The organism is Acidovorax sp. HMWF018, assembly GCF_003061035.1.
In the GTDB taxonomy this organism is placed as follows: domain Bacteria; phylum Pseudomonadota; class Gammaproteobacteria; order Burkholderiales; family Burkholderiaceae_C; genus Acidovorax; species Acidovorax delafieldii.
Genome location: NZ_QAIM01000132.1, coordinates 1 through 10,932 on the forward strand (window position 1 = coordinate 1; position 10,932 = coordinate 10,932).

General features: G+C 57.3%; 13 protein-coding genes. 4 read left to right on the forward strand and 9 right to left on the reverse strand.

All coding sequences use genetic code 11. From position 1 onward, the window contains the following. Window positions 1-77: 77 nt before the first annotated feature. The 4 genes from DBR23_RS05100 to phnC are packed head-to-tail and all read right to left on the reverse strand — an operon-like array spanning window position 78 to window position 3,578. A complete protein-coding gene (locus DBR23_RS05100) occupies window positions 78-1,061 on the reverse strand; it encodes an NAD(P)-dependent oxidoreductase (RefSeq protein WP_060984578.1) in 984 nt (327 codons plus the stop codon). Between the two features lie 8 nt (window positions 1,062-1,069). Continuing rightward, complete coding sequence (phnE, locus tag DBR23_RS05105; RefSeq protein WP_003056093.1) at window positions 1,070-1,870, reverse strand: phosphonate ABC transporter, permease protein PhnE; 801 nt, start codon at window positions 1,868-1,870, stop codon at window positions 1,070-1,072. Continuing rightward, window positions 1,867-2,745: a phosphate/phosphite/phosphonate ABC transporter substrate-binding protein gene (phnD, locus tag DBR23_RS05110; RefSeq protein ID WP_060984577.1), complete on the reverse strand. Its 879-nt coding sequence runs from the start codon at window positions 2,743-2,745 to the stop codon at window positions 1,867-1,869. Before phnD ends, phnE begins: the two co-directional genes overlap by 4 nt. Next, window positions 2,739-3,578 (reverse strand): phosphonate ABC transporter ATP-binding protein, encoded by an 840-nt coding sequence (phnC, locus tag DBR23_RS05115; RefSeq protein WP_060984576.1) that lies wholly within the window; start codon window positions 3,576-3,578, stop codon window positions 2,739-2,741. Before phnC ends, phnD begins: the two co-directional genes overlap by 7 nt. A 171-nt stretch (window positions 3,579-3,749) precedes the next feature. Between phnC and DBR23_RS05120 the strand changes: the two genes are divergently transcribed. After that, complete coding sequence (locus DBR23_RS05120) at window positions 3,750-4,637, forward strand: LysR substrate-binding domain-containing protein (protein WP_027011074.1); 888 nt, start codon at window positions 3,750-3,752, stop codon at window positions 4,635-4,637. A 138-nt stretch (window positions 4,638-4,775) separates the two neighbouring features. Here DBR23_RS05120 and DBR23_RS05125 read toward each other — a convergent pair whose 3' ends face one another. The 4 genes from DBR23_RS05125 to DBR23_RS29185 form a co-directional block, all read right to left on the reverse strand. Next, window positions 4,776-5,051 (reverse strand): transposase, encoded by a 276-nt coding sequence (locus DBR23_RS05125; protein ID WP_204298269.1) that lies wholly within the window; start codon window positions 5,049-5,051, stop codon window positions 4,776-4,778. Between the two features lie 80 nt (window positions 5,052-5,131). Continuing rightward, window positions 5,132-5,443 (reverse strand): IS66 family insertion sequence element accessory protein TnpB, encoded by a 312-nt coding sequence (gene tnpB, locus DBR23_RS05130; RefSeq protein WP_108497518.1) that lies wholly within the window; start codon window positions 5,441-5,443, stop codon window positions 5,132-5,134. A gap of 20 nt (window positions 5,444-5,463) precedes the next feature. Continuing rightward, window positions 5,464-5,871: a transposase gene (locus tag DBR23_RS05135; RefSeq protein WP_233250285.1), complete on the reverse strand. Its 408-nt coding sequence runs from the start codon at window positions 5,869-5,871 to the stop codon at window positions 5,464-5,466. A gap of 121 nt (window positions 5,872-5,992) precedes the next feature. Further along, window positions 5,993-7,258, reverse strand: coding sequence for a hypothetical protein (locus DBR23_RS29185; protein WP_146191229.1), 1,266 nt, complete (start codon window positions 7,256-7,258; stop codon window positions 5,993-5,995). Window positions 7,259-7,454: 196 nt separating this feature from the next. Between DBR23_RS29185 and DBR23_RS29190 the strand changes: the two genes are divergently transcribed. Then, window positions 7,455-7,805 (forward strand): hypothetical protein, encoded by a 351-nt coding sequence (locus DBR23_RS29190; protein WP_146191230.1) that lies wholly within the window; start codon window positions 7,455-7,457, stop codon window positions 7,803-7,805. Between the two features lie 516 nt (window positions 7,806-8,321). Here the strand turns inward: DBR23_RS29190 and DBR23_RS29525 are convergent. Further along, window positions 8,322-8,459, reverse strand: a complete 138-nt coding sequence (locus tag DBR23_RS29525; RefSeq protein WP_158276424.1) for a hypothetical protein — start codon at window positions 8,457-8,459, stop codon at window positions 8,322-8,324. Window positions 8,460-8,685: 226 nt separating this feature from the next. On the opposite strand from DBR23_RS29525, the gene DBR23_RS05150 reads away from it, so the two are divergent. Next, the gene (locus DBR23_RS05150) at window positions 8,686-9,699 is read left to right on the forward strand and encodes a DUF932 domain-containing protein (RefSeq protein ID WP_108497522.1); all 1,014 of its coding nucleotides are present in this window, start codon (window positions 8,686-8,688) and stop codon (window positions 9,697-9,699) included. Window positions 9,700-9,861: 162 nt separating this feature from the next. After that, window positions 9,862-10,869, forward strand: coding sequence for a YqaJ viral recombinase family protein (locus tag DBR23_RS05155; RefSeq protein ID WP_108497523.1), 1,008 nt, complete (start codon window positions 9,862-9,864; stop codon window positions 10,867-10,869). Window positions 10,870-10,932: the final 63 nt, after the last annotated feature.

Sequence of the window (10,932 nt, forward strand, 5' to 3'; positions counted from 1 at the left end):
GTTGCACCCAGCCATAGGACATAGGCTTTGAAGCCGCGCCCATTTCAGCTGGCGTGCAAACCGCCGAGCAACCATACCTATGCTGCCGCGCTGGCCTCGACAGCAACATCACTCAAACTCTCGCCCCTGAGTGAGCGGACTAGGTTCTCAGCAGCCCGCATTTCAATTTCGAACCGTACGCGTCTCACAGCCGAGCCGATGTGGGGAGTGAGTACTGTTCTGGCGTTGTTGGTCAATCCCGGATGAATTTCGCGAGGTCTGTCTGGAAGTAGCCAATCTTCCATCTCATAGACGTCAGCGGCGTACGCGCCAAGTTGCTCATTCGCCAAGGCATCGACAACCGCCCTTTCGTCGACCACAGACCCCCTACCCACGTTTACAAGGATCTGGCCCTTTTTCGATAGTTGAAGCATCCTGGAGTCAACCAGGTGGCGCGTATCGCTAACAAGAGGCACTGCCAGGAACACATAGTCCGATGTGCTGACAGCCTCATCGAGCGTGACCAGTTCGACCTGATCTAGACGCACACTTGGGTCTACACCAAGCAGCCGCGCGCAGCCAAAGCCCGCGAGTCGCGCCAATATGGCCTGCCCAACTTTTCCGAGACCGATCACGCTGGCCACCGACCCATGAAGCCCGGTTCCGTATAGAGCTGGCCTCCACCCAGAGTAGCCTGCTCTTGTAGCGGCGTCACCCTGAAGCACGTTCCTGCCAGCAGCAATAGCCAATCCGATGGCCAGCTCGGCTGTGGGCTCTGTGAGGAGGTCAGGAACAAAGGTGACGCTCACCCCGGCTTGTGCGCAAGCCCTCAGGTCGAAGTTGTCGTACCCCTTGAGTGCACAGGAGATGGTCTTGAGCCTGGGAGCGTTCAGCAGCGACTCTTTGGTCACACTGTCTGTCATGAAGGCCATCATGGCATCAGCATCCACGAGGTACTCCCTGAGCTGGCTGGGGCTCCAGGGTTCAGGCCCTGGATTCATGATGACCTCACCCTCAGCCTGGAGCTTCCTTAGAACCTCTTCATGAACTGGCTGCGTTACGACGATTTTCCGATGATTCATTTTTCGATTTACTTGAGACGCTTTCGCAGCATCGATCCAATGCTGTCAACCACGAGGACACAGGCAAGAATCGACAGAAGGATGGCTGAGACCTCGTCATACTTGACAAGGCGAAGTGCTGCCATCAGCTCGAAGCCGATGCCACCTGCACCGACAATGCCAAGTACTGCGGAGGCCCTGAAGTGGTACTCCCAGCGATAGATGGTTATGTCTGCCAACTGTGGAAGGACTTGGGGGATAACGGCATGCGAGATGACCTGAAAGCGGCTTGCGCCTACCGCAGCAGCTGCTTCAAGTGGCTTCGGATCCACGTGCTCAATGGCTTCCGCGTAAAACTTTGCGACCATTCCCGTGGAATGCAACGCCAGTGCGAGCACCCCAGGTAGAGCACCAAACCCTACGGCTGCCACGAACAGAATGCCAAGAATGATTTCTGGCACGGACCGGAATGCCGCCAGGATGACTCTGGCCACTCTTCCCACCAAAGGATTGGGGGTGGTGTTTGGAGCCGCCAGGAGCGCCAGCGGAAGTGAAAGCACGATAGTCAGTGCTGTGCCGGCAATCGACATCGCCAAGGTGTCCCTCAGCGGGATGACCCAGTGCTCCCAGCGGTCGAAGTTGGGAGGGACCATCTCAGATGAGAGCTGCTTGACAGCCGGGGCGCCTTCGATGAACCGCTGTGCATCGAAGAACCCCGTGACGTACAGGGCTACAAGGCAAACCAGAAGGACGAACGCTGTATTGCGCAGTCCAATGAACTGCTCCCGCTTGTCGCGACTGATGATGTTCTCGAATGCAGCCGAGGTCATTGCATACGGCCCAAATCAAGCTTCAGGATGGTTGCGGTATCCCTAAGGACGTCATATGCAGCGTCATCAGTGGCGGCAAACGCCTGGACACGAAACGCCTTGAGCACCTCAGCATCCTTCATGTCCAGAAAGGAAGAGCGGATGGCAGCTTTGAGCTCAGGCTTGAGGTCCCCCTGCATGACGATCGGATAGTTTGGAATGGGAGCAGAAAGGTCAAGCTGAACAATCTTCGTGGCATCAATGCTTCCTCGAGCGATGAGGTTGTCCAGAATCTGCTTGGACAGAGCCCCGGCTGGAATCTGACCCGACTGCACCGCACGTGCGACCGCGTCATGTGCCCCAAGGTGAACTGGCCGATAGTCCTTCTCACCATCAAGCTTGTACTTCTTGAGCAGGTGTGCACGTGGTGCAAGGTGGCTTGATGTGGACGCCTGGTCGCCAAATCCGAAGGGCTTGCCGCGCACGTCTTCAAGCGTTTTCACCGGCCCTCCGGCCGTTGCGATGAGGACCGACTGGTATGTGGGCGACCCACGTTCAACGCCCACCGCAAAGGGCTCAATCCCGGACGCCTTAGATTTGGCCAAAACGTACGAGAACGGTCCAAAGTACGCTACCTCAATCCGACCGAACCGCATTGCCTCGATCATCGAGGAGTAATCGGTAGTCACCACAATCTCAACATCCTTCTTGAGCTGCTGTTCAAGATAGCGCTTAAGAGGCTGCGCGTTCTGGATGATGCTGGCAGCGTTCTCATCTGGAAGAAGGGCGACACGAAGCTTTGATGGATCCTTTCCCTGCGCATGAGCCCACAGAGGAAGGAGTGCAGCAAAAGAAGCTGCGCTGACAACAAGAGAGAAGTTACGGCGATTCAGCATGGCAAGAGCTCCTTGGTTTGACTGGATTGAAGAGTTCGGGGGCTATCAGTGGACGCACTCGTGTTGGAAGCGTTGGACTGCTTTGCATAGAGGTTCCGCGCAACATCGGGACTCAGCTGCTCTGCCCTACCCTCGAATACAACAGCTCCCTGGCGGAGCCCAATGATTCGGTCTGCAAACGAGCGCGCGAGCTCCACCTGGTGAAGACTCACGATTGCGGTGAGGTGGTCCTTTTTGCAGATCTCATGCAACAAGGTGAGCACGCTATGTGCGGTTGCCGGGTCCAGGCTGGCAACAGGCTCATCGGCCAGCAGGATTCGTGGCTTCTGTATTAGCGCCCTAGCTATGCCTACGCGCTGCTGCTGCCCCCCAGACAAGGCATCAGCCCGGGAGAGCGCCTTTTCGAGCAGCCCGACACGCTCAATCACTGTGAGCGCCTCCAGCTTGTCCTTCTTGCTCCACGGCCATAGCGAAGCGAATGCACCCCTGTCACCGAGCTTTCCCATCAGAACATTCCTGAGGACCGACTGACGTCCAATCAGATGATGCTGCTGGAAAACCATCCCACAGCGCTTGCGGTGCTCTCTCAGCGTCTTTGCGTTGACTACCCCACCTGCCAGGCCAGGTATCGATACCTCGCCTTTTGTGGGCAGCACCAGTCCATTGATGCTTCGTAACAAGGTGGACTTCCCTGCGCCCGAGGCGCCCAGAAGCACCAAAAACTCTCCCTGCTTCACATCCAGACTCGTCGGGTGCAAGGCCACGGTCGAGTCACCGTAGCGGACGGAAACTCCCTTGAGACTCAGAACGTCTCGGTCTTTCTCCAACTTCATGTTGTTACCTTTGCAAGTTTCTGCCTGCGAGCAGCGCGAGAGCGCTTATGACGCACATTTGCCGCAGAAAGAAGTTCGATACGGCTAGGCATGCGTGCAGTTTGTTCGTGGAACGTGTCATCAATATGAAACTTGCACCCCGAAAAATAGGGTTATCTATAGATAACACCTATGTCTGGACTCACGCTACTTGCGGCTTTGAAAGCCTTTGATGCGACGGCAAGGGCCGGAAGCATGACTGCTGCTGCGAAGCTGCTTGATCTACAGCAGCCCACCATCTCAGCGCATATTCAGCGCCTGGAGAATGAGTACGGCGTGGAGCTTTTTCTTCGTCAAGGCCGCCGGCTTGAGCTGACTACCTTTGGCAGGACTCTGCTGGACTACACGCGGCGGGCATTCAGCGGCGAGGAAGATGCGCACGCCCTTTTGGCAGCAGCCAAAAACCGATTCGTCGGGCGTCTTGTGATTCACGCGATCGGCCCGTACAACGTAGTCCCTGTTCTGAAGGCCTTCGGGAGCCGCCATCCCCAGGTCGAGGTCTCTGTCCGTGTAGGCGACTCCCGCTCAATCACGGAAAAGCTCCTCGACTACCAGGGTGATGTCGGCGTGGTCCTCAATCACGCCGAGCACCCCGAACTCCATTGCATGCCATACAGGTCACAGCGCCTGGTGGTCTTTGCGAACCGAGAGCACGCCCTAGCCCGGTGCGGTGAGATAGTGCTCAAGGACCTTCAGAGCCAGCGCTTCGTCATACGTGAGGAAGGTTCAACGACAAGAAGAGTCTTCGAGAGCGAGCTAATTGCCCGCAATATCAACATCCAGGTTGCGCTGGAGATGGGAAGCCGGGAGGCTGTCCGCGAGGCAGTCGCACAAGGAATAGGACTAGGCGTCGTTGCCGAGACAGCCTATGTTCCAGATCCGCGTCTTGTGAAGCTGAAGATTCTGGATACAGCAATGGCCACCCACGTCGACTTCATCTGTCGTCGCGAACGACAGAACGCTCCGCTGATAGCAACGATTTTCGACTTGGCAAAAGAGGTGAGAAGAGGCCTGGCCTAAAGATTCACGAACTTGGCGACAGGGCCCGAGTGGATCATTCATGCCAAGCCTATCGTTAGGGAAGGTCTGCACAACGCTCGTTGCGACGAGTGCAGATGCGCGAGTTTTCAGATGGCGGCAACTGCGGCGTGATTCGGGTCATTCGAGGGCCGATTCGCACCCCGTTGTCGACCCTTTCGGCCGCTGCGGACGCACTCCCTGCAGGTCTTCTTCGAGCGCGTCTTCCAGCAGACTGCGCTGATCGGCGTTCAATGCCTCAGTCTTGGCGGCGAACTTCAGCCGCTTGAGGATGGCCATCTCGTAGCTGAGCTTGTCCAGCAGCGTCTGCTTGTGTTTGAGCTCGCTCATGAGGTGCTGCAGCATCTGGCGCATTTGCGCCTCGTCCATGCTCTGCAGATCCACCGGTTCGTTCATGGCCGTCATCATCCCCGATGGGTGGGCAGCCGCCTACTGGCATATCCACGAATTGAACGCCATAGCACGGGCGACCAACATCACAGCACCGTGATCACAGCGTCTTCTCCCAGGCGCTGCCAGGACAAGCCGGTGACCAGTGCCTGCAGTTGCTCGGCGCTCAGCGTCAGTTGGGGACCCAGGCGCTCATCGCCCCAGACAAACTTGCCTTGGTTCAGGCGCCTTGCGGCCAGCCAGACGCCAAAACCATCGTGCACCAGTACCTTCAGGCGGTTGGCCCGTGCGTTGGCAAAGAGATAAGCGTGGTGCGGGCGGGCCGCGCCAAAGACTTGCACCACTCTGGCCAGGGCCGTCTCGGGGCCGGTGCGCATGTCCAGCGGTTGCGTGGACATCCAGACCGCATCGACCCGGATCACCGCAACACCTCGCGCAAGAGCGCCCCGCACTGGCCCATTGGGCACTGCAGACTGACCACCAGTTCGCCGCGTTGCAGGCGCACCTGGACTGGCGCAGATGGCGGCGGTAAAGGCGGGGATGGCGCAAACGCAGCCAGCGCTTGCTCATCATGGGTGCTGGCGGCCATTGCCGTGAGCGGCAGCGAGATGAAGCCGGGCTCAGCATCCGTACCGACGCCCGGTTGCGCGCGCACAGGGCCCGCCTCCCGAATCCATCGGTGCACCATGTTCGCGTGCAGTCCGTGCGACAAGGCCACACCACCGACACTGGCTCCGGGCTGCGCGCACGCTGCCACCAACTGTGCCTTGAACGCTTTGCTGTATTCACGCCGGCGCGGCCGGCCTTCGCTTGAAAACTGTTCCATCGTCTCCACGATCCTCCAATCGTGGACACGATGCCCGCTTCTCACGGCGCTTTCAATATGGGGTCACCGGACGGATACCGCGAAGCCGAGCAAAATCGACTTGCACTTTTCGACCCTTCACCTATGGAACAAAGAATTGCTTACCTGCTTTGGTCGGTTTAGGCCCGGTTGTCGCATCATGAAGCGCAAGTATCCTTTTAATGACCGGCATGTTGTTCGCTGAGATGCCGAGATCTATAAAGCTCTTATCTAGCACCGAGGCACTAACAAGGGAGTCTTGACCAATATATTCGGCAGCCACGGAAATAATGATAAGCAGACCTTTACTCACCTGCAAGTCCTCAAGCTCCTTCAATATCTTCGTGCGAGACAGATGGGTCCCGAGCCTTTTTCTATTCCCTTGGGCAAATACACTTTTTGCAATCAACACATGAAATAACTTTTTCTTGTAATTTTCGGAAAACTCCATTGCAGAGAAGCATCTCTCCTTGAATAAATAATCGTCAAAACGTTCGAAAGTTCTTGGCCCTTTCGGATAACGCACCATAAAACCGCAGTAAACCTTGACCAACTCTCGAAGGCCAGCCCCACGATTCACTGTAAAGTGCGATATCGAAGCAGTTTTCTTTTGATAAAGCAAATTAAGCAGTTCATCGACTAGTTGGATAACCTGCTGCGCCCATGGCTCATCAAATGAAACCTGTCGGTTCGCTTCTTCCTGTTGTTGAAACGTTGGTGATTTACTCCCGCTCTTTGTCAAGAAATTATGGCGATCTCTGGGGAAGCGAGGGTACCGGCCGGTTGAATCGTAACCAGCATACCCCATCCACCTCGCTAGATCGGGACCCGAAACCAGAAGATATGATTTTTTAATGACATAAAAATCGAGCGAATATTTTTCACCCAGATGAATGATTGGAGTAATGAAGCAAGCAGTGGCCTCATAAGTAGGATCTCTCCATCGAGCCTCATCCTCAACGCTCTTGAAATCTGAATGAAACTCAGGTGCTGGAGCAGAGCGCCTGAAATTCCAGAAACGCTGTTGCCATGACACTCCGGATTGCTTTATTGCCCTCAGGACTTCAGATCCGACACGCAACTGAAAAGCAGCGCCGTAATAATTCAAAGTGTACCCAGAGAAATTACCATCTTCGGTCGCCAGAGCACTAAAATCATCGTGTTTGAACGCATCCAAAGCACGCCTTGACGAATTGACATAAGTTGCCGCCAGTGGGGCACCAATAGGCACTTCGATGTAGATCCAAATATCGAAGCGGATCGCCTCATCGATGAATTTTGAAGGGTCAATGTCAAGAAAACTTGCAGCCTCTTCGACAGTTACTGCCGACATCTTTTCCGCTGCGTCTACTGTAAAGCTACTTTTCATTTCTAGGGTTCTGGTGCTATTCGTCGAATTCTTAAGAATCAGTGAAGGAATTACGAGCGACCGTTAAGAACAACGCGCTCAATGCAATCCGATCACTTCTCTCAGCATGTTAGCCCCAATACTGTGAGTGGTTCACAGTAGCCCGGGCCACTCCACTTGTTCAACAACAACGGTCCCCGCGACCCGTGGAGTTCTCATGCCATCCCGAATCCCCGTCCACATCGACGGCCAGGACTTTCCCAGCATCAACAAAGCCAGCCTCTTCTACCGAGAGATCCTGCACCGCCATCAGCCAGGCCAATCGGTCTCAGATCCCGATCAATACGAGATCAAGCGCCTGATACACAGCGCACAGCAAACTCCTCAGCCTCCCACATCTGAAGCACAGATTCGTGTGATCCAAGGCAAGTACGGCCGCCACTGCTTTGCCATCCACAACAAGGAACGGTCCCTGCAGACCATCTCCATCGTGCGCTCTGTACGGCAATGTGTACGTACCACGGAAGGACCGTCATCAAACGTCCAAAGGCAGCCCACAGTGACTTGAGATTCTTTGGCAATGCCCTTCGAGGGCTCCACGTGAGCCTGAAGAGAGCATTTTTCCTTCGATCCTAAATTTCTTCAGTCACATATCACCCCTGTGACCTGACCGCCGTCTGCCCATAGGCAGCCGTCCAACGCCCATAAAGCCCGGCAAGCTCATTTTGAGCTGCCGGGCTTTATGCCGTCTGGGTCGGGTTTTTCTGCCTTTTTGCCTCTCGGTTCAGTCATCTCCAGCTCTCCCCAGCCCCGTGTGTTCACGCACCCGGGGCTTTTGCTTTTTGGGGCTGCCTGTTGATCTGTCTGTCTCGGTTTTCTGGTTCTTCCACCTGCATGTTCTTTTAAGGAAATTTCCATGCTCACCTGTCCCCAATGCCAATCCCCACGATTGGAATCCCGCGACCTCGGTCGCAATACCGGCTGTGCCGTCGGTGCTATCGCAGGAGCCGCCAGTGGTGCAGCGAGTGCGCTGCGCGGTGCCCGACTGGGCGCTACTTTCGGCGCATTCGCCGGTCCTGCAGGGTCAGTCCTTGGCGGTCTCGCCGGTGCCGCCCTCGGTGGCCTGGTGGGCGGCGCCATCGGTTGCGAAGTGGGCAGCAAGATCGGTGAAGCCGTCGATCAGAACTGCCTCGCCAACTACCGCTGCCTGGAATGCGGCCACACCTTTAGCCCTCCACGTGACTGAGGTGCATGGGCTGTTTCCGTCCTGCTGACTTCTCAGTCTCGCGCGTCCTTTCTCTCTTCCTCTCTCACTCCCCTGCCCGACTCCTCGTCCTTGCTGTGCGCTCTTCGGAGACACGCAGTGGCGCAGCCGTGGGCGGGAGGTTTTCGTGTTGTCGGTCTTTCGTTTTCTTGTTCTCTATTCCATTTCTTCAAGGAGTATTTCAATGGCACATCTCGTTCAAACCATGGCCTATGTCGGCGAGACCCCCTGGCACAACCTGGGTCAACAACTGCCCGCCAAACAACCCATCGATGTCTGGGCCCGTGAAGCGGGCATGGACTGGACCATCCGCGAGACCCCGGTGCGCTACATGGCCACCGAATCTGGTTCTGGCTCCGGATCCGGATCTGGCACCGCGTCTTCTGTTTCAGACCTCTATGGCGAACCCATGGAGTTCCCCGATCAGAAGGTGCTGTACCGCAGCGATACCAAGGCCCCCCTGTCAGTGGTCAGCGCCCGCTACCAGGTGGTGCAACCCAAGCAGGTGCTGGAGTTCTACCGGGATCTGACGGAAGTCTCTGGTTATGAGCTGGAGACCGCCGGGGTTCTGAAGGCCGGGCGCAAGTTCTGGGCCCTCGCCCGTACCGGCAAGTCCTCGGCCCTCAAAGGCAACGATGTGGTCAATGGCTATCTGCTGCTGGCCACCTCCTGCGACGGGACGCTGGCCACCACGGCCACACCGACAACGGTGCGGGTGGTCTGCAACAACACCCTCTCGATTGCCCTGTCTGGAACATCGAGTGCGATCAAGGTGCCCCACAGCACCAGCTTTGACGCGCAGGCGGTCAAGAAGCAGTTGGGGATTGCCGTCTCGCAATGGGACGGTTTCATGTACCGCATGAAGACCCTGTCCGAGCGCAAGGTCAAGAGCCATGAGTCCATGAACTACTTCCTCAAGGTGCTGTGCCAGACGGATGGGCATGCGGATGCGTCTGCAGGTCTCACCAATGAGCGCGCACTCAAGAAGGTGCAGGCCATGTATGAGGGCCAGGGCCGGGGGGCTGAATTGGCCGCCGCGAAGGGCACGGCTTGGGGCCTGCTGTGCGCCGTCACAGAGTTCGTGGACCACGAGCGCCGGGCGCGCAGTCAGGAGTACCGACTGGACAGTGCCTGGTTTGGTCAGGGGGCCACGCTCAAGCAGCGGGCGCTGGAGCAGGCGTTGCAGTTGGCGTCGTGACTGGGTCTGCCGCTGTTGCGGTTTGTCCTGGTTTTGTCTCGCACCTCATCCATTCACCTCCATCGCCCTTCACGGCATAGACCCCGGCTCCTTCAGTGAACCGGGGTCTTTTGTTTTGGGGGTCGTGCTGGTGTTCGTTTCTTTCACATTCAAGGAGTCAGCATGGTTCAACCTGTTGTTTCACCGGTGGGTTCATCTCCCACCAAACCCCGCCCTGCCCTTCGGCTGGTCAAGACCCAAGACCTGGATCGCGATCAGTGGTTGCAGGTCCGCAAAGGAGGTATCGGGAGTTCAGATGCTGCGGCTGCGGTGGGGCTCAACCCCTACCAGTCGCAGCTGGAGTTGTGGATGGAGAAGACCGGTCGTGCGCCTGTCGCCCCACCAGGGGACGGCGGTGCGGACGATTTGAGTCCCATGTACTGGGGTTCGCTTCTGGAGCCCATTGTGGCTGCGCACTACACCCGCCATACGGGCAACCGGGTACGGCGCATCAATGCGGTGCTGCAGCATCCCGAGCATCCTTGGATGCTGGCCAACATCGACCGGGAGGTGATGGGGGCCCCGGATGTCCAGTTGCTGGAGTGCAAGACCGCTGGCATTCAGGGGGCCTGGCTCTGGCGCGATGGGGTGCCGGAGTATGTGCAGTTGCAGGTGCAGCACCAGTTGGCCGTGACGGGCAAACAGGCTGCAGATGTGGCGGTGTTGCTCGGGGGTCAGGAGTTGCAGATCTTCCGGATCGAACGGGATGAGGAGCTGATCGCCCAGCTCATCACCCTGGAGCGGGAGTTCTGGGGGTATGTGGAGCGGGGCCAGGCACCTCCGGCTGATGGGTCGGATTCGGCAGACCGGGCTTTGCGGGCGCTGTATCCCCGGGACACGGGTTTCACCCTGAACCTTAAGCACGACCTGGTGATGGGGGCGGTGTTTTCAGACCTGTTGGCGGTGCGGGAGGTGCTGGCGACCAACACGGCGCTGGAGGCACAGCTCAAGCAGACGATTCAGCAGCGCATGGGGGACTCCAGTCGGGCTGTGTTTGAGAACGGGGAAGTGAGTTTCAAACGCAGCCGGGATGGGACGCAGCTCGACACAGCGCGGCTGACCAAGGAGTTGCCGGAGATCGTGCAGGCCTACACGGTACCTAAGGCAACGCTGATTAAGGTCCACCATTGAGAGGGGTCAAACGTTATCCGCAGATGAAGCAGCAGACCTTGGCAATGGCCGCAGATCAAGACA

What these genes read in the sequence shown, in the direction of transcription:
- DBR23_RS05100 (WP_060984578.1), bottom strand. Translation starts at nt 1,061, where the DNA reads ATGAATCATCGGAAAATCGTCGTAACGCAGCCAGTTCATGAAGAGGTT.
- phnE (WP_003056093.1), bottom strand. Translation starts at nt 1,870, where the DNA reads ATGACCTCGGCTGCATTCGAGAACATCATCAGTCGCGACAAGCGGGAG.
- phnD (WP_060984577.1), bottom strand. Translation starts at nt 2,745, where the DNA reads ATGCTGAATCGCCGTAACTTCTCTCTTGTTGTCAGCGCAGCTTCTTTT.
- phnC (WP_060984576.1), bottom strand. Translation starts at nt 3,578, where the DNA reads ATGAAGTTGGAGAAAGACCGAGACGTTCTGAGTCTCAAGGGAGTTTCC.
- DBR23_RS05120 (WP_027011074.1), top strand. Translation starts at nt 3,750, where the DNA reads ATGTCTGGACTCACGCTACTTGCGGCTTTGAAAGCCTTTGATGCGACG.
- DBR23_RS05125 (WP_204298269.1), bottom strand. Translation starts at nt 5,051, where the DNA reads ATGAACGAACCGGTGGATCTGCAGAGCATGGACGAGGCGCAAATGCGC.
- tnpB (WP_108497518.1), bottom strand. Translation starts at nt 5,443, where the DNA reads ATGTCCACGCAACCGCTGGACATGCGCACCGGCCCCGAGACGGCCCTG.
- DBR23_RS05135 (WP_233250285.1), bottom strand. Translation starts at nt 5,871, where the DNA reads ATGGAACAGTTTTCAAGCGAAGGCCGGCCGCGCCGGCGTGAATACAGC.
- DBR23_RS29185 (WP_146191229.1), bottom strand. Translation starts at nt 7,258, where the DNA reads ATGAAAAGTAGCTTTACAGTAGACGCAGCGGAAAAGATGTCGGCAGTA.
- DBR23_RS29190 (WP_146191230.1), top strand. Translation starts at nt 7,455, where the DNA reads ATGCCATCCCGAATCCCCGTCCACATCGACGGCCAGGACTTTCCCAGC.
- DBR23_RS05150 (WP_108497522.1), top strand. Translation starts at nt 8,686, where the DNA reads ATGGCACATCTCGTTCAAACCATGGCCTATGTCGGCGAGACCCCCTGG.
- DBR23_RS05155 (WP_108497523.1), top strand. Translation starts at nt 9,862, where the DNA reads ATGGTTCAACCTGTTGTTTCACCGGTGGGTTCATCTCCCACCAAACCC.